General features: G+C 68.7%; 22 protein-coding genes and 2 tRNA genes. 12 read left to right on the plus strand and 12 right to left on the minus strand.

All coding sequences use genetic code 11. The features are described 5' to 3' along the window. Window positions 1–20: 20 nt before the first annotated feature. Together C3B61_RS06615 and C3B61_RS06620 are read left to right on the plus strand one after the other, a co-directional pair. The gene (locus tag C3B61_RS06615) at window positions 21–896 is read left to right on the plus strand and encodes an acyl-CoA thioesterase (protein WP_174776328.1); all 876 of its coding nucleotides are present in this window, start codon (window positions 21–23) and stop codon (window positions 894–896) included. 36 nt (window positions 897–932) lie between these two features. Continuing rightward, a complete protein-coding gene (locus C3B61_RS06620) occupies window positions 933–1349 on the plus strand; it encodes a QcrA and Rieske domain-containing protein (RefSeq protein WP_103459932.1) in 417 nt (138 codons plus the stop codon). Window positions 1350–1372: 23 nt separating this feature from the next. On the opposite strand, the gene C3B61_RS06625 is transcribed toward C3B61_RS06620, so the two are convergent. The 4 genes from C3B61_RS06625 to C3B61_RS06640 are packed head-to-tail and all read right to left on the minus strand — an operon-like array spanning window position 1373 to window position 4616. Next, window positions 1373–1849 carry an acyl-CoA thioesterase gene (locus C3B61_RS06625; protein ID WP_103432005.1) on the minus strand — a complete coding sequence of 159 codons (477 nt, stop codon included), beginning with the start codon at window positions 1847–1849 and terminating at the stop codon, window positions 1373–1375. A 7-nt stretch (window positions 1850–1856) separates the two neighbouring features. Then, window positions 1857–3539, minus strand: coding sequence for an energy-dependent translational throttle protein EttA (gene ettA, locus C3B61_RS06630; protein WP_088456413.1), 1683 nt, complete (start codon window positions 3537–3539; stop codon window positions 1857–1859). A 5-nt stretch (window positions 3540–3544) separates the two neighbouring features. Continuing rightward, window positions 3545–4051, minus strand: a complete 507-nt coding sequence (locus tag C3B61_RS06635; protein WP_244285853.1) for a DUF6993 domain-containing protein — start codon at window positions 4049–4051, stop codon at window positions 3545–3547. A gap of 46 nt (window positions 4052–4097) precedes the next feature. Then, window positions 4098–4616, minus strand: a complete 519-nt coding sequence (locus C3B61_RS06640; RefSeq protein WP_103459933.1) for a single-stranded DNA-binding protein — start codon at window positions 4614–4616, stop codon at window positions 4098–4100. A 198-nt stretch (window positions 4617–4814) separates the two neighbouring features. Here C3B61_RS06640 and C3B61_RS06645 point away from each other — a divergent pair, with 198 nt between their 5' ends. The 4 genes from C3B61_RS06645 to C3B61_RS06660 all read left to right on the plus strand — a co-directional run bounded on the left by C3B61_RS06645 (window position 4815) and on the right by C3B61_RS06660 (window position 7968). After that, window positions 4815–5822, plus strand: a complete 1008-nt coding sequence (locus C3B61_RS06645) for an aldo/keto reductase (RefSeq protein ID WP_103459934.1) — start codon at window positions 4815–4817, stop codon at window positions 5820–5822. 93 nt (window positions 5823–5915) lie between these two features. Next, entirely contained in the window at window positions 5916–6287 is a 372-nt protein-coding gene (locus tag C3B61_RS06650; protein ID WP_133160241.1) for a hypothetical protein, read from the plus strand. A gap of 32 nt (window positions 6288–6319) precedes the next feature. Beyond that, window positions 6320–7138, plus strand: coding sequence for an EI24 domain-containing protein (locus C3B61_RS06655; RefSeq protein ID WP_103459936.1), 819 nt, complete (start codon window positions 6320–6322; stop codon window positions 7136–7138). Window positions 7139–7281: 143 nt separating this feature from the next. Beyond that, window positions 7282–7968 (plus strand): hypothetical protein, encoded by a 687-nt coding sequence (locus tag C3B61_RS06660; protein WP_241990363.1) that lies wholly within the window; start codon window positions 7282–7284, stop codon window positions 7966–7968. Window positions 7969–8068: 100 nt separating this feature from the next. Here the strand turns inward: C3B61_RS06660 and nadE are convergent, their stop codons facing one another. Then, entirely contained in the window at window positions 8069–8890 is an 822-nt protein-coding gene (nadE, locus tag C3B61_RS06665) for an ammonia-dependent NAD(+) synthetase (protein ID WP_103459937.1), read from the minus strand. A gap of 159 nt (window positions 8891–9049) precedes the next feature. Between nadE and C3B61_RS06670 the strand changes: the two genes are divergently transcribed. Both C3B61_RS06670 and C3B61_RS06675 read left to right on the plus strand, forming a co-directional pair. Continuing rightward, complete coding sequence (locus C3B61_RS06670; RefSeq protein ID WP_103459938.1) at window positions 9050–10138, plus strand: YeeE/YedE family protein; 1089 nt, start codon at window positions 9050–9052, stop codon at window positions 10136–10138. Window positions 10139–10201: 63 nt separating this feature from the next. Continuing rightward, complete coding sequence (locus C3B61_RS06675) at window positions 10202–10429, plus strand: sulfurtransferase TusA family protein (protein ID WP_103459939.1); 228 nt, start codon at window positions 10202–10204, stop codon at window positions 10427–10429. 56 nt (window positions 10430–10485) lie between these two features. On the opposite strand, the gene C3B61_RS06680 is transcribed toward C3B61_RS06675, so the two are convergent. The 3 genes from C3B61_RS06680 to C3B61_RS06690 all read right to left on the minus strand — a co-directional run bounded on the left by C3B61_RS06680 (window position 10486) and on the right by C3B61_RS06690 (window position 11100). Continuing rightward, a tRNA-Arg gene (locus tag C3B61_RS06680) sits at window positions 10486–10558 on the minus strand. Between the two features lie 54 nt (window positions 10559–10612). Beyond that, complete coding sequence (locus C3B61_RS06685) at window positions 10613–10873, minus strand: thioredoxin domain-containing protein (RefSeq protein ID WP_103459940.1); 261 nt, start codon at window positions 10871–10873, stop codon at window positions 10613–10615. 8 nt (window positions 10874–10881) lie between these two features. Further along, window positions 10882–11100: an SCO4848 family membrane protein gene (locus tag C3B61_RS06690; protein WP_088456423.1), complete on the minus strand. Its 219-nt coding sequence runs from the start codon at window positions 11098–11100 to the stop codon at window positions 10882–10884. Window positions 11101–11174: 74 nt separating this feature from the next. On the opposite strand from C3B61_RS06690, the gene orn reads away from it, so the two are divergent. The 4 genes from orn to C3B61_RS06710 all read left to right on the plus strand — a co-directional run bounded on the left by orn (window position 11175) and on the right by C3B61_RS06710 (window position 13692). Beyond that, window positions 11175–11795 carry an oligoribonuclease gene (gene orn / locus C3B61_RS06695; RefSeq protein WP_103459941.1) on the plus strand — a complete coding sequence of 207 codons (621 nt, stop codon included), beginning with the start codon at window positions 11175–11177 and terminating at the stop codon, window positions 11793–11795. A 46-nt stretch (window positions 11796–11841) separates the two neighbouring features. Continuing rightward, window positions 11842–11917: transfer RNA gene (locus tag C3B61_RS06700), tRNA-His, on the plus strand. A gap of 67 nt (window positions 11918–11984) precedes the next feature. Next, on the plus strand, window positions 11985–12335 hold the full coding sequence (locus C3B61_RS06705; RefSeq protein WP_103432014.1) for a metallopeptidase family protein: 351 nt from the start codon (window positions 11985–11987) through the stop codon (window positions 12333–12335). Between the two features lie 34 nt (window positions 12336–12369). Then, window positions 12370–13692, plus strand: a complete 1323-nt coding sequence (locus tag C3B61_RS06710) for a D-alanyl-D-alanine carboxypeptidase family protein (protein ID WP_103459942.1) — start codon at window positions 12370–12372, stop codon at window positions 13690–13692. Between the two features lie 36 nt (window positions 13693–13728). On the opposite strand, the gene C3B61_RS06715 is transcribed toward C3B61_RS06710, so the two are convergent. Genes C3B61_RS06715 through C3B61_RS06730 form a run of 4 tightly spaced genes read right to left on the minus strand, consistent with a single transcriptional unit; the run spans window position 13729 to window position 16956 of the window. Beyond that, on the minus strand, window positions 13729–13989 hold the full coding sequence (locus C3B61_RS06715) for a hypothetical protein (RefSeq protein ID WP_088456427.1): 261 nt from the start codon (window positions 13987–13989) through the stop codon (window positions 13729–13731). Between the two features lie 34 nt (window positions 13990–14023). Further along, entirely contained in the window at window positions 14024–14590 is a 567-nt protein-coding gene (locus tag C3B61_RS06720; protein WP_244285854.1) for a nucleoside/nucleotide kinase family protein, read from the minus strand. A 13-nt stretch (window positions 14591–14603) separates the two neighbouring features. Then, complete coding sequence (locus tag C3B61_RS06725) at window positions 14604–15398, minus strand: energy-coupling factor transporter transmembrane component T family protein (RefSeq protein ID WP_425266413.1); 795 nt, start codon at window positions 15396–15398, stop codon at window positions 14604–14606. Between the two features lie 37 nt (window positions 15399–15435). Beyond that, entirely contained in the window at window positions 15436–16956 is a 1521-nt protein-coding gene (locus C3B61_RS06730; RefSeq protein ID WP_103459943.1) for an ABC transporter ATP-binding protein, read from the minus strand. Window position 16957: the final 1 nt, after the last annotated feature.

Raw genomic sequence — 16957 nt, forward strand, 5'->3', positions numbered from 1 at the left:
AGCTCGAACAAGGAGGCAGCATGCACGCACCGCTGGAGGGTCTTCTGGCCGCTCTCGACCTGACCGACACCGGTGCCCGCACCAGTGAGGACATCTTCACCGGCCCCTCGCAGTGGATGCCACAAGGTCGCGTCTTCGGCGGCCAGGTGCTCGCGCAGTCCCTCGTCGCCGCCATGCGCACAGTGCCCGACGAACGAAACGTGCACTCCATGCACGGTTACTTCCTGCGCCCCGGCGACGTCAACCACCCGATCACCTTCTCGGTCGACCGCATCCACGACGGCCGATCGTTCTCCACTCGACGCACCCAGGCGTACCAGAACGGCGTGCCGATCCTGTCGATGATCGCGTCGTTCCAGGACACCGACGAGGGTCTCGAGCATCACATCGAGATGCCGACCGACCTGCCCGACCCCGAATCCCTGCCGACCACGGCAGACACCCTCGGTCACATCGATCACGACTTCGCGCGGGCCTGGGCCAACGACCGCCCGTTCGACATGCGCCACGTTCCCTCGTCGATCTACCTCACCGTGGACGGCGAGCACACCAGCAAGCAGATGATCTGGATGAAGACCTTCGAGCCCATCCCCGACGACCCCGACCTGCACCGCGCCGCACTCGCTTACGTCAGCGACTATTCGATCATGGAACCCGTTATGCGCCGGCACGGCCTGCCCTGGGCCACCCCGGGCCTCAAGGTCGCCAGCCTCGACCACGCCATGTGGTGGCACCGCTTCGGCCGGGTCGACGAGTGGATGCTGTACGTGCAGGACTCCCCCTCCGCCCAGGGCGGCCGGGGACTGTCCACCGGCAGCATCTACAGCCGCGAAGGCCTGCTGCTGGCCACGGTGGCCCAGGAGGGCATGGTGCGGGTTCCCAAGCCCCGTGACTAGGCTGCAGCCCAACCTGTCCGAGCCAGTAGGAGCATCATGACCCACGACGCTGACCTCACCCGCCGCACCCTGCTCGTCGCCGGAGGCGCCGGTACCGCCCTGGCCCTGGCGGCCTGCGCACCCGGCGACCCGAACACGGATACCGGCCCCGGCACGGCCTCACCCGCCGAGGTCGCGGTACTCTCCGACATCCCCGTGGGCGGCGCCATCGCTGTCATGTTCGACGGTGCGCAGATCATCGTGTCGCAGCCCACCGCCGGCGAGGTCGTGGCGTTCAGCGCCATCTGCACCCACCAGGGCTGCATCGTGGTTCCGGAGAAGAAGGGCCTGAACTGCCCCTGCCACAAGTCTCTCTTCGACACCGCCACCGGCGCGGTCCTCCAGGGACCAGCCACCGACCCCCTCCCGGCGGTCACGGTCACCCTCGACGGCGACAAGGTCCTCGCCGGCTGACCCGTTCACGCTCGTGAACGGGTCTACTTGCGGGTGAAGGGGACCGCGGGCTCCAGGTACGGGGTCCAGGCGGCTCGTTCGACGTCGTTGATCTTGCGGGGGCGCTCCGTCGCCGCATCCACCAGGACGATCGTTGTGGTCGCGCGGGCGTACAGCGGCGCGGACTCCTGCCCGGCCGGTCCGTATACCTCGTAACACACGTCGAGGCTTGCGCCGCCGAGCTTGCCGATCCACAGCTGCACGTCGATGGGCTCCCGCAGATACGGGATCGGCGCGAGGTACTCGATCTCCATCCGGGCGATCAGGGTCAGCGTCGCCGCCCCCGGCCGCCCGTCCAGCACCGCGGTTCCCCGCGCACCCGATGCACCGGCCGCCTCGTCGTTGACCCAGAACGCCTGGATGCGCGCCTCCTCGAGGAGGCGCAGCATCTCGGCGTTGTTCACGTGAGCGTAGGCGTCGAGGTCCGACCAGCGCAGCCGGATGGGAACGTGCAGCCGCATGGGGTTCCTAGTCGCGCGTCAGTTTGCGGTACGCGGACCGGTGCGGCTTGGCCGCGTCCGGGCCGAGTCGCTCGATCTTGTTCTGCTCGTAGGACTCGAAGTTGCCCTCGAACCAGTACCAGTTCCCCGGCGCCTCAGCGGTGCCCTCATACGAGAGGATGTGCGTGGCGATGCGGTCGAGGAACCACCGGTCGTGAGTGATGACCACGGCGCAGCCGGGGAACTCGAGCAGCGCGTTCTCGAGCGAACCGAGGGTTTCGACGTCGAGGTCGTTAGTCGGTTCGTCGAGCAGCAACAGGTTGCCGCCCTGCTTGAGCGTCAGCGCCAGGTTCAGGCGGTTGCGCTCACCACCGGAGAGCACACCGGCCTTCTTCTGCTGGTCGGGGCCCTTGAAGCCGAACGTGGACACGTAGGCGCGAGACGGCACCTCGGTCTTGCCGACCTGGATGTAGTCCTGGCCGTCGGAGACGACCTCCCACAGCGACTTGTTCGGGTCGATGCCGCCACGGCTCTGGTCGACGTAGGAGATGTCGACGGTCTCGCCGATCTTGAGGTCACCGGCATCCAGCGGCTCGAGGCCCACGATGGTCTTGAACAGGGTCGTCTTACCGACACCGTTCGGGCCGATCACGCCGACGATGCCGTTACGCGGCAGGGTGAAGGAGAGATCTTCGACCAGCACCCGGTCGCCGAAGCCCTTCTTGAGCTTCTTGGCGTCGATGACCTGGGCGCCCAGTCGGGGGCCGACGGGGATCTGGATGTCTTCGAAGTCGAGCTTGCGTCCGCGCTCGGCCTCGTTCACCATCTCCTCGTAGCGGGCCAGGCGGGCCTTCGACTTGGCCTGACGGCCCTTGGCGTTGGAGCGCACCCACTCGAGTTCCTCGGCGAGACGCTTGGAAAGCTTGGCGTCCTTCTTGCCCTGCACCTGCAGGCGCTCCTGCTTCTTCTCCAGGTAGGTGGAGTAGTTGCCCTCGTAGGGGTACAGGTGGCCGCGGTCGATCTCGGCGATCCACTCGGCCACGTGGTCGAGGAAGTACCGGTCGTGGGTGACGGCGAGCACGGCGCCGGGGTACTTGGCGAGGTGCTGCTCGAGCCACAGCACGCTTTCGGCGTCGAGGTGGTTAGTCGGTTCGTCCAGGAGCAGCAGGTCGGGCTTCTGCAGCAGGAGCTTGCAGAGCGCCACGCGGCGCTTCTCACCACCGGAGAGGTCGACGACGGGGTAGTCGCCCGGCGGGGTGCGCAGTGCATCCATGGCCTGCTCGAGCTGGGAATCGAGGTCCCAGGCGTCGGCGGCGTCGATCTCTTCCTGCAGGGTTCCCATTTCGGCGAGCAGGGTGTCGAAGTCGGCGTCGGGTTCGGCCAGCGCGGCGCTGATCTCGTTGAACCTGTCAACCTTGGCCTTGATCGGGCCAACGCCTTCCTGCACGTTCTCCAGCACGGTCTTGGTCTCGTCGAGCTCCGGCTCCTGCATGAGGATGCCGACGGAGTAGCCCGGCGAGAGCCTGGCCTCACCGTTGCTCGGGGTATCGAGCCCGGCCATGATCTTCAGGATCGTGGACTTACCGGCACCGTTGGGGCCCACCACACCGATCTTGGCTCCGGGGAAGAACGACATTGTGACGTCGTCGAGGATGAGCTTGTCGCCGATTGCCTTGCGCGCACGCACCATCGAGTAAATGAATTCAGCCATAGTGTTTACCAGTCTATTTGGCGCGTGGCTCCGACGAGACACGTTCCGGTTGCGAGCAGGGGGGCGACGACGCTGTGGTAGCCGCCGGTGGAGGGACCGTTCTGGCCGATCAGGCACTCTCCGGCGATGTTCACGGAGAACTGGATGGTGTCCGCCGGTTCACCCTTGGTGGTGGTGTCGGCGGTGACCTCCATCGTTGTCTTGTCGAAGCCGGCGGCGACCAGGGCGTCGATGTAGCTGCGGCCGGCGACGTTGGGGTCGGCGGCGAGCGCCGCGGTGATGACCGAGTCGAAGTAGGGCAGGTTCTCGGCGGCGGTGCCCTCCGGCATGAGCGCCGGCGGCGCAACCTCCGTCGGGGTGGGGCTTGCCGTCGCGGTCGCTGTCGCTGTCGGCGTCGGGCGGTCGACGGGGGCGGCGGAGCATCCGGCCAGGCCCAGGCCGAGGACAAGACATGCTGCCCAGGTCGTCGCTCTGCGGCTGTGCCGCACGGGTGCGTCCAAAATCCAGGCCACGCGTAGTCCTCCCCCACCGCCGCACGCTGCGACCGAGAAGTCGAGTCTAAGCGGACCGTGTTTCCGATTCCCCCTGCCCGGTGTCAGGTTCGGCCGGCGCGGCATCCGCTTCGGCCGGCGCGGCCGTGGCCTCGCCCGCGGTGCCGCCCGCTGTGCCGCCCGTTGCGCCGCCCGCCGGGTCGGCATCCCGCTGCTCGGCGGCGGACGGGGCGGTGCTTCGCATCAGCGCCGTCGTTCCCCAGGTCAGGTTGTGGCCTACGGCGTCGGCCTCCACCTCCACCGAGGTGCCCGTCCGGTCCTCGTTCTCCCAGTCCCGGATGCGCAGGCGCCCGGTCACGAGCACCGGCTCGCCCTTGTGCACCGACCGCTCCACGTTGTGGGCGAGCTGCCGGAAGCTGGAGACGGTGTACCAATTGGTGTCGGCGTCCACCCAGGCGTTCTTCACCCTGTCGTAACGGCGTTGCCGGCAGGCCAGCCGGAATGAGGTGATGGCCAGGCCGGAACTGGTGACGAGGTGCCGCGGGGTGGTGGCCACGATTCCGGTCAGGGCTATGGTGTCGGTCACGGGAGTCTCCTGGGCGGCACGAGGCTGATGGAGGTATCGAACGCGACCCGGGAGCAGTCCTCGTGCCGGGTTCGTGTTCCCGGGCCGCGCTGCATTCACCCTCCCCGTTCCGGCACCTCCTCTGGGGCCGGCCGTCCAGGGTGTGCAGAACCCGAGCCGCAGCCGCCTGGGGAGGAAGCGCGGATCTAGAGTGAGACCATGACCTTCGATGCTGCAGAGAACCGTTATTCCGAGATGCCCTACCGCCGAACCGGGCGCAGCGGCCTGAAGCTGCCCGCTCTGTCGCTGGGGTTGTGGCACAACTTCGGCCACGAACGCCCGATCGACACCCAGCGCGGCATCCTGCGCCGGGCATTCGACCTCGGCGTGACGCACTTCGACCTGGCCAACAACTACGGCCCGCCTCCCGGTTCCGCCGAAACCAACTTCGGGCGCATCTTCGCCGAGGACTTCCGTGGGTATCGCGACGAGATGATCATCTCCAGCAAGGCCGGCTACGACATGTGGGCAGGCCCCTACGGCGACTTCGGCTCGCGTAAATACCTGCTGTCGTCGCTGGATGCCAGCCTCGGCCGGCTGGGAATGGACTACGTCGACATCTTCTACTCCCACCGCCCCGATCCCGAGACCCCTATCGAGGAGACCATGGGCGCCCTGGCCACCGCGGTGCAGTCGGGCAAGGCCCTCTACGCGGGCATCTCGAACTACAGCCCGGAGCAGACCGTAGCGGCCTACGCCGCCCTGGCCGAGCACAAGATCCCGCTGCTGATCCACCAGCCGCGCTACTCGATGTTCGACCGGCACATCGAAGAGGGACTCTTCCCGGTGCTCGACGACCTCGGCATGGGCAGCATCGTGTTCTCCCCCCTCGCCCAGGGCCTGCTCACCGACCGCTACCTCGACGGTGCGGTGCCGTCGGACTCCCGGGTGGCCACGAGCCGGTTCCTGAACGAGAGCTCCCTCAGCGCGACCTACCTCGAGCGCGCCCGCGCCCTGAACACCATTGCGGCCGACCGCGGCCAGACCCTGGCCCAGCTCGCGGTCACCTGGATCCTGCGCCAACAGCAGGTCACCAGCGTGCTCGTGGGCGCCAGCAGCATCGGCCAGCTCGAGCAGACCGTGGCGGCGCTCGAGGCGCCGGCGCTGGACGCCGATGAGATCGCCGCCATCGAGCCGCACGCGGTACACGGCACCGGCATGAACTAACCCACGCCGGTCCCAGGCAGGGGCGAGGGGTGGATGTCGGTGGCCGGTTCTACGGTAAGGCCAACGGCATCCGCCCTCGCATTGGAGCACACCATGAGCACTGGGACCATGAGCACTGCCACCATGAGCACTGCCACCATGAGCACTGCCGCCATGAGCACTGCAGCCAGAGCTGTCCAACCCCGGACTTTCCTCCCCGCGACCGCACGACCCACGACCATCGCCCACGCCGCCGGCCCGGCCCGGCCGAGCAACTCCGCCCGGTCGAGCGGTCCCAGCCTGGTCGCAGTGCGCGATGGCCTGTGGCGGGTCGTCGACCGGTCCGGCGCGGTACTGGGGCACATCGAGCGCGAGACGCACGCCGACGGCGAGCGGTACCTCGCCCGGCGCCTGGTGATGCCCACCAGGCGCATCGAGCTCGGTGCCTTCTGGCGCATCGATGACGCGGCTGACTGCTTTCGCTGACTCCGCCGTACCCACCCCGGTACGCTGAAACGATGTTGCCCCAGCCCACTCCCGTCCCCCCAGTTCCGGCCCGGCAGGGGCTGGTTTCCGACCTCCTGGCGGGGGTGGGGTACCTGGGTCGTGGTTTCGGCATGTGGATCACCTCCCCGAAGCTGATGCTGCTCGGCGCGCTGCCGGCGGTGGCGGTCGGTGCCGTGTACCTCGTCGGCATAGTGCTTCTGCTCGTCAACCTCACCTCGATCGTCACGTGGGCGACCCCGTTCGCCGACGGCTGGGCCGAGCCCGTCATCCTCACGACGCGGGTGGCTGCGGCGCTGGTCTTTGTGCTCGTGGCCGCCCTCTTCGTGGTCTACACGTTCACGGCCGTGACCCTGATCGTCGGCGACCCGTTCTACGAACGCATCTGGCGCGCCGTCGAGACCAACCTCGGCAACGCGCCCACCGCACCGGAGCGCGGCTTCTGGGGATCCTTGGGCCGTGCCATCGGCGACGGCCTCCGGCTCCTGATCCCCGCCGTCGGTGTGGGCCTGCTCCTGCTGGCCTGCGGCTTCATTCCGTTGGTGGGGCCGATCATGGTGGCGGTGCTCGGCGCCCTGTTGGGCGGCTGGTTGCTGGCGGTCGAGCTCACCGGATTCGCCTTCGACGCTCGCGGGTTCACTGTGCGCGAACGTCGTCGCGCCCTGCGCACGCGACGCGGCATCGCGCTGGGCTTCGGAGCGGCGTCCTACCTGCTGTTCCTCGTGCCGTTCTTCGCAATCGTGGCCATGCCCTCCGCCGTGGCGGGTGCCGCAATGCTCAGTCGCGACGCCCTCGAGCGGTCGACCAGCGCGTCGGCCGGCCGGACGGCCTGACCGCGCCGGAGTCTCGGTTTGACACCGCGTATCGGCCACGCCGCCACGGTTCCCTTCGATGCGCCGGCCCACGAGGTAGCGTTCCGCACATGCAGTGGTGGAATGATTTCGTAACCTGGCTCACAGCGACCAGGAACCAGCCCATGATTTTCAGCGCAATCGTGCTGATCGTCGCAATTATCGTGGCCAGCCTTCTAGCGGCCTGGATCGCACGCGGGGCCATCAAGCGCCTGCTCGCCCAGCACGATCGCGAGCTGCGGGCCGCGGCCATCGGATCGATCGTGGATGCCGCGACCGAGGCATCCGTGTGGAACTCGCTCACCCCGCAGGAGCAGGTGATGAACGACCGTGCCGTGGGCATGGCCGACATCCAGATCCGGCTGCTGCCGATCAAGGGATCGAGCATCGCGGCGGACTGGGCAGCGCACCAGCTGGCCGAGCTCAAGCGCACCTCGGCCACGTTCGGCTATCAGCTCGAGCCGGCCCTCGTGGAGTTCCGCGACCGCCTCATCGACTGGCAGAACAAGCCGTCCCGGGCCCGCAAGATCTTCCAGGGCGACCTCGAGCGTTGGAAGTCGCAGAACACCTCCACCGAGAAGAGCCTCCTGGCCGAGCAGGATGCCTGGGTGGCCCAGCAGCACCACGACCAGTTCGCGACCCCCGCCGCACCGGCACAGGCTCCGACCGCGCAGCCGCTCGGCTATGTCCCCGCCGCGGCTCCTCCCGGGGCCGTGTCGTCGCCGGCCGCGTCTCCGTCTACGGAGACCCAGCGCCTCCTGGACGACGTTCAGGCCCTCGAAGTGCGTCCAGCGCCGCTGCCGCACCCCTAGCTCCCGCCATCCAGAAAAACGCCGGTCCGCTCACGCGGACCGGCGTTTTTCGCTGCCAGGCTGCGGCTCACAGAGCGGCAGACCGGTGGGCCGGATCGGACTACTTCCACCAGTCGTCGAACAGGGATGCCGGCACCTGGCGCTTGTGCTCGGTGCGCAGGTAGCGCCGCTCAATGGCCTCGGCGACGTGGTCCTCTACCGGCTTGCCCTCGAGGAAGTCGTCGATGTGCTCGTACTGCATTCCCAGGTTCGCCTCGTCGGTCTGTCCGGGGTTGTCGTCGAGCAGGTCAGCGGTCGGGGCCTTCAGGTAGAGCTGCTCCGGGGCGCCGAGCGCCATCAGCAACTGCCGGCCCTGGCGCTTGGTCAGACCGGTCAGCGGCAGCAGATCGGCGCCGCCGTCACCGAACTTGGTGAAGAACCCGGTGACCGCCTCCGCCGCATGGTCGGTGCCGACCACGAGCAGGCCCTGGGCGCCGGCGAGAGCGTACTGCGCGATCATCCGGGCGCGCGCCTTGACGTTGCCCTTGTCGAAGTCCGGCATCGGGGTACCGGTGCTGACGGCGAATTCGGCTTCGAAGCCGTCCACCGCACGCTGGATGTTGAACGTGAGGTTCGAGTCCGGATTAATGAACTCCAGGGCGAGTTGGGCGTCGTCCTCGTCGCGCTGCACCGCGTACGGCAGGCGCACCGGCACGAACCGGAGGGCATGTCCCTCGACGGTGAGTTCTTCGATCGCCAGCTGGCACAGGCGCCCGGCCAGGGACGAGTCCTGTCCCCCGCTGATCCCGAGGATCAGCCCCTTCGCCCCGCTGGCAAGCAGGTAGTCCTTGAGGAAGTCGATGCGCCGCCGAATCTCGGCGGCCGGGTCGATGACCGGGTTCACGTGCAGTTCCTTGATGATTCGCACCTGTTGTTCTCGCATCTGACGAATCTATCAAGTCGCGGCGGGCGGATGTCTGAAGGACGCCTGCACATCCGCCCGGTCACACGGCGACTCATTGGACCGAGCCGCTCGGCCGAACTCGTAGCGTCGTAGGTGCTTCCGACATCGCGTCGGAGGTGAAACGAATGGGGAAGCTGCATGCTGGTCACCGGATTGCTCGTGGGGATAGTCCTCGGATTTGTCATGCAGCGCGGGCGGTTCTGTGTCACGGGGGCGTTCCGGGACCTGTGGGTCACGGGCAACACGAGATGGCTCACCGCGTTCCTCATCGTCATCGCCGTGCAGAGCGTGGGGGTTTTCACCCTCGACGCCCTGGGCGTCATCTCGCTGTCTTCCAGCCCGTTCCCATGGCTCTCCACCATCGGCGGAGCCTTCATCTTCGGGTTTGCCATCGTTATGGCCGGCGGTTGCGCGACGGGAACGTACTACCGCGCCGGTGAGGGCCTGGTGGGCAGCTGGCTGGCACTGATCTTCTACGCTCTGTTCTCCGCCGTGTCCAAGACCGGTGCGCTCGCCCCCGCCGTTACGGCCGCCCGCGGCGTCACCGTCGAGGCGTCCACGGTGCACGGCCTCCTCGGCGTGTCACCATGGCTCCTCGTGGCGGTTCTCGCCGTGGCCGTGGCCGCACTGGCCCGCCACCACCTGCGTCGCCGTCCGGCAGCACCGATGGCCACCCTGCCCGCTCGCAGGACGGGCATCGCCCACCTACTCTTCGAGAAGCAGTGGGGCGCCTTCAGCACCGCCCTGGTCATCGGAGTCCTCGCCATTGTGGCGTGGCCGCTCAGCTGGGCAACCGGCCGCGAGGCGGGCCTGGGCATAACAGGCCCCTCGTCGAACATCGTCAACTACCTCGTCGCCGGCGACGCCGAAGTGATCGACTGGGGCGTCTACCTCGTCATCGGCATCCTGCTGGGCTCCTTCATCGCCGCGAAGGCCAGCGGCGAATTCCGGGTGCGGATTCCCGATGCGCTCACCACTGTGCGCAGCATCGGCGGCGGTGCGCTGATGGGCATCGGCGCCAGCCTGGCCGGCGGCTGCACCATCGGCAACGCGATGGTCAACACCGCCACCTTCCAGCTGCAGGGCTGGGTGGCGTTCGGGTTCATGATCGTGGGAGTGGGCGCTGCGACCCGGCTGTTCATCACGGGACCGTCCAAGGCCCGGCTGGCGGCCGCCGGCCAGGCATCCGCGCCCGCCGCGCCCGCACCTGCATCGGTGCGCTCGTGACGGTCCGGTGATCGCTCCACTTCCTAGCAGCACCCCGTTCCGATCAGCAAGGAGACAACCCTCATGGCTCAGCACGTTCTCGAAACCGACGGCCAGGTCTGCCCGTTCCCCCTCGTGGAGGCCAAGGAAGCCATCGCCCTGCTGGCGATCGGCGACGAGCTGGTGATCAACTTCGACTGCACCCAGGCGACGGATGCACTGCCGCGGTGGGCGGCGGAGGCCGGCTACCCCGTGACGAACTTCGACAGGGTCGGCAGCGCGGCTTGGACAATCACGGTGCAGAAGTCCTGAGTCCCGCCGCCCAGAAAAAAACCAACCCCGCCGGCAGGACCGGCGGGGTTGTGCTGTGCCCCCGGCAGGATTCGAACCTGCGACAAAGAGATTAGAAGGCTCCTGCTCTATCCCCTGAGCTACGGGGGCGCATAGCGCTTCAACGATACCGCAGTCCGGACCGCTGCCCCCGCGGCGGCGCGTTCAGAGTGCCTTGGCCGTTGCGACGAGCACCTGAGCGAGGGTCGGAACGCCCGTGGCGCGGAACACCTCGTCGCCGGCGGCGTTCTGCACGATGATCGTGGGGGTGTTGCGGATTCCGGCGGTTTCGGCCTCGGCATTGTCGTGCGCCACATCGAGCTCGCGCACCGTGGCGGCCGGCACCAGCCGTTCGACCTCGGCCAGAACGGCGCGGGTCTGCAGGCACGGCTCACAGAATGCCGAGGAGAAGAAAATGAGTTCCATGACGGCTCCTAACCGTTGACCAAGGCGAGAACGGCCACAACCGCGGAAACCGCGGCCAGCAGCAGCGACACCCCGACCAGCACCGCGTGCACGATCAGGAACGACGTCGGCTTGCCGGACTCATCCCGCGCCCTGCCGTCCTGACTGACCCTCTTGTAGAAGCGCGGCCAGACCACGACGTTCCAGACGGCGTTGAGCAGAAGCAGGATGGCGAGTGTTGTAAGCATCGTCATCAGTCTACGAGCGCCGGGCCGCGAGCCGATCAGGGAGCCGCGTCGGGGCCCACCGCTAGACTCGCCCCATGACAAACAGCAGTGACCGGTTGGTATGGATCGATTGTGAAATGACCGGGCTCGACATCAACAATGACGAATTGGTGGAGATTGCGGTGGTCGTCACCGACTTCGACCTCAACATTCTCGACCCCGGCCTCGACATCGTGATCAAGCCCGACGCCTCCGCCCTGGCGAACATGGGCGACTTCGTGCGCAACATGCACACCTCTTCCGGCCTGATCGAGGAGATCCCCAACGGCGTGAGTGTGGCCGAGGCCGAGTACCAGGTGCTCGAGTACGTCCTGCGTTTCGTCCCCGAAGACCAGCGCGCGCCCCTGGCCGGAAACTCGATCGGCACCGACCGGGCGTTCCTGGCCCGGTACATGCCGCGCCTGGACAAGCAGCTGCACTACCGCAACGTCGATGTGTCCTCGATCAAGGAACTCGCCCACCGCTGGTTCCCGCGGGCTTACTTCAACGCACCCGCCAAGGACGGCGGCCACCGAGCCCTCGCCGACATCCTCGAGTCCATCCGTGAGCTCGCCTACTACCGCAAGAGCGTGTTCGTGGCCGACCCCGGACCCACGAGTGCGGAAGCAAAATCGCACGCAACGGCCGTTGTGAACATCTTCACCCAAAACGTGTAATAGAATTCTTGAGTTGCCTTCGCTTGAGAAAGTGGAGCGGCACTTGGTGGGTATAGCTCAGCTGGTAGAGCGCCTGGTTGTGGTCCAGGAGGTCGCGGGTTCAAGCCCCGTTACTCACCCCAATGAAACAAGAAGTCCCGGCCCAACAGGCCGGGACTTTTTGCGTGCACCTCATGGCATGCTGAGTGGATGCTCACGCTCAGCCACGACGACTTCGAACGTCTCGTCATCGATCAGCTCGACCTGCTCCCCGACGACATGGTCGACGGCCTCGAGAACGTGATCTTCGTCGTCGAGGACCGTCCAGAGGATGGCACCCTGGACACCCTGGGCCTCTACGACGGCGTCGCCCTCACCGAACGCGGCCAGTACGGTTTCGGTGAGATGCCCGACCGCATCATTCTGTTCCGCGAACCGCTGCTGGCCATCGTCGAGGATCTGGACGAGCTGCGCGACGAGGTTCACGTGACCCTCGTTCACGAGATCGCGCACTTCTACGGCATCGACGACGACAGGCTGCACGAGCTGGGTTGGGCGTGAGCCGCAGCCTGAGCGCGGTCGGCTACCCTGAACCATGAGTAGATTTCGACCTGGCCGTGTCCTCGGTATCTCGGTGGGAACTCTCGTGATCTTGATGATCGGGGTGTATGGGCCGGCCACATTGCTCGGCCCGCTGCCCAGCGCCACGGTCACCGTCACCGCGCCGAACAGTGCCGTGCCGGCGTCCACCCCGGTGCTGCCCGCCGCCGGCTCCAGTGGGCTGCTCGCCGTCACCGCGGTGGACGACACCGCTACGGACGACACCGCAACGAACGACACCGCGACCGGCGGCGACCCCGTCGAGCCCGCACCCGCGACGCTCGGCGTGGACACCATTGCCATCGGCGGCGGCAGCGACCCGGTGCCGATGGCATCCGCCGCCAAGATCATCACGGCCCTCGTCGTGCTGGACGCCAAGCCCCTCGCGGCCGGCGAACCCGGACCGGCCTACTCCTTGGTCACCGCCGACTACCAGGATTACCTCGACTACACGGCCCAGGATGCCCGCACCGTCATCGTGTTTCCCGGCGAGAGCTGGACCGAGCGCGAGATGCTGCAGGCCATGATCCTCGGCTCCAGCAATAACCACGCCGACACCCTGGCCCGCTGGGCGTTCGGCTCCGTCGACGCCTACCTCATCGCCGCCAACGCCTGGCTGGCCGCCAACGGCATGCCGAACACCACGGTGGTCGACGCCAACGGCCTCCTCGACGGCAGCGCCGGGACCGGCACCGACTTGGCGCGCGTCGCGGGCCTGGCCGCGACGAACCCCGTGGTCGCGGACATCATCGCGCAGCCGGCATCCGCTCTGGTCGGCCAGCGCGGCGTCAGGAACACCACGGAGTATCTGCCCGAAGAGGGCATCACCGGTATCTCGCGCAGCTACACCGACTCCGGCGGGGTCTGCTTCCTGTTCACCGGCACCGTCGTCGCCGGTGAGAAGGCCTTCACCTTCGCGGGTGCCTTCCTGGGCGAACCGGACTACGACACCCTCACGGCCGACCTGACGGCCCTGATGGCCTCGGCGCGGGCCGGGGTCACGGAGCTTCCGGTCCTGGCGGAGGGTGACGGATACGCGACCCTCACGACGGCGTGGGGCGATTCGGCCGATGCCGTCGTCGCCACCCCCAAGACCCGCTTCGGCTGGCAGGCCGCCGCCGGCACCGACCCTGTCGTGACGCTCGACGACGTCACGACGGGGCGTGCGGGAGCCAAGATCGGCCGGGTCACGGTGGATGCGTTCGGTGAGAGCGTCTCGTCGACGTTGGAGCTCGACAGCAGTCTGACCGACCCGGGTCCGGGCTGGCGCCTGCTGCACCCGGTCCCCGTGGTCAGCGCCCTCGTCGCCAGCTGGTAGTCAGCGGGTGGGCGTCAGCGGGTGGGCGTAACCGGTTCAGACCGGAGCGTCGTCAGATTCGACGGGATCGCTGTCCGACGAGTCGAAGGCGTAGCGCACGTGCAGCTTGCCCTGCACCTCTCGACTGTCGACCTCGTCGTACCAGAACAGCGATTCCATGCTGTCGACGGCGGCGACCATGCTGATCCGGGCGTCGTGCTTGCCGTGCAGGAGCACGCGGCTGTCGGTCTGGCCCTCGAGGGGACCGTCCACGAATTCCACGGTGTACTCGGTGTTCTCACTCTGCGGGGTAGTCATGACCCCAACTTACTGCTCAGGCCCGGTTTTCGCCTCAGGCGCCGCCGGAGCGCCCAAGCCCAGGCGGGGTGCCCGTGAGACTGACGCCGGCCGATAGTTGGGGCTGCTCCCGGGCTCGGTAGGCCTCCCAGTCGTGCTGCCACTGGTCCCAGTGCGCCTCGAACCCGCCGCCGTCACGGGCCAACGCCCGCCGCTTGCGGATGCCGTCGTCGGCATCCAGCCACACCCTGACGTCGCTCAGGGAGGCATGCGCCCGGGCCAGGGCACCGCAGCCCTCGATCACGAGCGGCCGGTCGGGGTCGACGCTATGCCATTCGGCCGGGACCGCCCCCGCCCAGTCGTACCGCTGCCAGGCGGCTGGCCGGCCGGCCTGCCGGGCGCCGAGCACCAGCCGGCCGACCTGGTCGACGGCGGCGTCCAGGCCGCCCCAGCCCGGGTAGATGTCATCGAGGCGCACCAGTGTCGGCGCCACCGGTCCCGGCCAGGCGGCCAGCACGGCGTCAGCGAGGGTGCTCTTGCCCGCGCCGCTGGGACCGTCGATGAGGAGCACGGCCCGGTCGCCGACCGGATTGCGGTTCAGCGCCCTCACGGCGGCAAGCACCGGTGCGACCAGGTCAGGCGAGCACAAAACGCCACGTCCCCGCCAGAACGGCTGCCGAGATCGCCGCGGCGGCGATGGCAGCCCCGATCAGGACGACCAGTGTGTCACGCACTCCGAAGACCGATTCCCTGGCCCAGGTGCGCGGTTCGTCGCTGCCGAAACCCCGGGCCTCCATGGCCGTGGCGAGTTTGCTGCCCCGTCGCACCGAAAGAACCAGCAGAGCGAAGGCGAGTCCGCCGAACCGGCGGGCGCGGCCGCGCAGGCCGCCGCCGTCGCCCACCCCGCGGGCCCGCCTGGCCAGGGCCAGGGACTGCCAGTCGTCGATGAACATGCCCACCAGGCGCAGCCCGGCCAGGGCGCCGAGCACGAACCGGGCCGGCAGGCGCAGCACCTGCGCGAGGCCGTCACCGAGGTCGGTGGGATCGGTGGTGGCCAACAGCACGATCCCGGGGATGCCGATGGCCAAGATCCGCAACCCGATCGCGAGGGCCAGGGCCACGGACCCCTCGGTCACCGATACGAAGCCGGCGCTGAACAGCACGGCGCCGGAGTCCTGTCCGTAGAGCACCGTGGTGAGCACGGCGAAGGGAACCGCGATCCACACCGGTGCGGTGCGCAGCCAGAACTGTCGGGCGCTCAGCCCGCACCAGGCCAGCAGCACAGCCTCGAGTGCGAGGGCGACCGCGGCCGAGACCCAATCGATGGACAGCATCAGGGCGCAGCTGATCACCAGCGCCACGGCGAGCTTGGCGACCGGGTTCACTCCGGCGATCGCACTGGGCCGGATCTCCGGCGTCATCAGGCTCACGACGCCTCCCTTCCGGCGGGCGCGCGCAGCCCGGCGGTCACGGTGCGCCACTCGCCGGCCCGGTTCCAGGCACCAGGGTGAGGCGCGCATCCGCCAGCGCGGCCACGAACTGCTCATCGTGCGTGACCGTCAGGACGGCGGTGCCGGTGTCCAGCAGTTCGGCGAGGAGGCGCACCAGCTCGGCCCAGGTGCGGGAGTCCTGCCCGAAGGTGGGTTCGTCGAGGACGAGCAGCCGGGGCCGGGTCGCCAGCACCGTCGCCACGGACAGCCGGCGCTTCTCGCCGCCGGACAGGGTGAACGGGTTGGCGTCGGCGAGGTGGTCCAGCCGCAGTCTGTGCAGCAGCGCGTCCACTCGCTCAGTTTGCTCTGCCCCGCCCAGGCCGAGGGCGCGGGGGCCGATGGTGAGCTCGGCACGCACGGTCCCGGCGAGGAACTGGTGCTCGGGGTCCTGGAAGACGGTGCCGATGCGCGCCAGCAGGTCGCGGGAGCGCCATCGGTGCGGGGCCGGCCCGAGTCCCGCGGCGAGGGCATCCGTTGCGGTCAACCGCCCGCCCGCGGGGGCCAGAAGCCCGGCCAGGGTGAGCGCGAGAGTCGACTTGCCGGTGCCGTTGGGGCCGGTGAGAGCGGTGGCCGTGCCGGCGCGCAGGGCGAGGTCGAGGCCGTGTGCGACGACGACGGCCTGTTTGCGGGCGAACGGCACCCGTCCGACGGCGAGGTCATCGGCGCTGAGCAGGACTTCCGCGCTGGGACCGTCGGAGCGGGGGCGCCGGTCGGGCGTCGCGGGTGGGAACCTGGGTATCCACACTCCGGCGGCGGCGAGCCGCTCCGCTTCGGCGCTGAGCACGCTGTCGGTGGGTCCGTCGGCGAGGATGCCGCCGGCCGGGTCGAGCACCACGATGCGGTCCACGACGTGCTGCCAGACCGCGACGCGGTGCTCGATCACGATGAGGGTCGCACCCGACGCCTCCACGGAGCGCAGCGCGGCGTCGCGCACCTCGACGACACCGTCAGGGTCGAGGTTGGCGGTGGGTTCGTCCAGCAGCACCAGGCCCGGGCGCATGGCGAGCACCCCGGCCAGGGCCAGGCGCTGCTTCTGGCCGCCGCTGAGCGCGCTGGTCGGGTGCCGCAGAGGCAGGTCCAGGCCCACGTCCGCGAGGGCCCGACCGACCCGGGGCCAGATTTCGGCGCGCGGAACGGCGCGGTTCTCACAGCCGAAGGCGACGTCGTCGCCCACCCTCGCGAGCACGACCTGCGAGTCCGGGTCCTGCAGCACGAGGCCCACCCGGCCGCGGGACGCGCTGGGGCGGCGGCCGTCGATGAGGAGTTCGCCGGTCTCGTCGCCGTCCTCGTCATCGCCGAGCACACCGGCGAGGGCGTGCATCAGCGTGCTCTTGCCGGCGCCGCTGGGTCCGAGCATGAGCACCCGCTCCCCCGGGCGGATGTCGAGATCGAGCCCGGAGACCGCGGGGCGGGACCGGCCGGCGTGCCGCCAGCCCCAGCCGGAGGCCGTGACCCTGGCGCCGGTCACGGCCGGGCCTCGGCGACGCGGAGCGGGCATC

The organism is Cryobacterium zongtaii (genome assembly GCF_002909375.1).
GTDB lineage: Bacteria > Actinomycetota > Actinomycetes > Actinomycetales > Microbacteriaceae > Cryobacterium > Cryobacterium zongtaii.

Coding starts and splice junctions, on each gene's coding strand:
- C3B61_RS06615 (WP_174776328.1), top strand. CDS start 21: ATGCACGCACCGCTGGAGGGTCTTCTGGCCGCTCTCGACCTGACCGAC.
- C3B61_RS06620 (WP_103459932.1), top strand. CDS start 933: ATGACCCACGACGCTGACCTCACCCGCCGCACCCTGCTCGTCGCCGGA.
- C3B61_RS06625 (WP_103432005.1), bottom strand. CDS start 1,849: ATGCGGCTGCACGTTCCCATCCGGCTGCGCTGGTCGGACCTCGACGCC.
- ettA (WP_088456413.1), bottom strand. CDS start 3,539: ATGGCTGAATTCATTTACTCGATGGTGCGTGCGCGCAAGGCAATCGGC.
- C3B61_RS06645 (WP_103459934.1), top strand. CDS start 4,815: ATGACCTTCGATGCTGCAGAGAACCGTTATTCCGAGATGCCCTACCGC.
- C3B61_RS06650 (WP_133160241.1), top strand. CDS start 5,916: ATGAGCACTGGGACCATGAGCACTGCCACCATGAGCACTGCCACCATG.
- C3B61_RS06655 (WP_103459936.1), top strand. CDS start 6,320: ATGTTGCCCCAGCCCACTCCCGTCCCCCCAGTTCCGGCCCGGCAGGGG.
- C3B61_RS06660 (WP_241990363.1), top strand. CDS start 7,282: ATGATTTTCAGCGCAATCGTGCTGATCGTCGCAATTATCGTGGCCAGC.
- nadE (WP_103459937.1), bottom strand. CDS start 8,890: ATGCGAGAACAACAGGTGCGAATCATCAAGGAACTGCACGTGAACCCG.
- C3B61_RS06670 (WP_103459938.1), top strand. CDS start 9,050: ATGCTGGTCACCGGATTGCTCGTGGGGATAGTCCTCGGATTTGTCATG.
- C3B61_RS06675 (WP_103459939.1), top strand. CDS start 10,202: ATGGCTCAGCACGTTCTCGAAACCGACGGCCAGGTCTGCCCGTTCCCC.
- C3B61_RS06685 (WP_103459940.1), bottom strand. CDS start 10,873: ATGGAACTCATTTTCTTCTCCTCGGCATTCTGTGAGCCGTGCCTGCAG.
- C3B61_RS06690 (WP_088456423.1), bottom strand. CDS start 11,100: ATGCTTACAACACTCGCCATCCTGCTTCTGCTCAACGCCGTCTGGAAC.
- orn (WP_103459941.1), top strand. CDS start 11,175: ATGACAAACAGCAGTGACCGGTTGGTATGGATCGATTGTGAAATGACC.
- C3B61_RS06705 (WP_103432014.1), top strand. CDS start 11,985: ATGCTCACGCTCAGCCACGACGACTTCGAACGTCTCGTCATCGATCAG.
- C3B61_RS06710 (WP_103459942.1), top strand. CDS start 12,370: ATGAGTAGATTTCGACCTGGCCGTGTCCTCGGTATCTCGGTGGGAACT.
- C3B61_RS06715 (WP_088456427.1), bottom strand. CDS start 13,989: ATGACTACCCCGCAGAGTGAGAACACCGAGTACACCGTGGAATTCGTG.
- C3B61_RS06730 (WP_103459943.1), bottom strand. CDS start 16,956: ATGCCCGCTCCGCGTCGCCGAGGCCCGGCCGTGACCGGCGCCAGGGTC.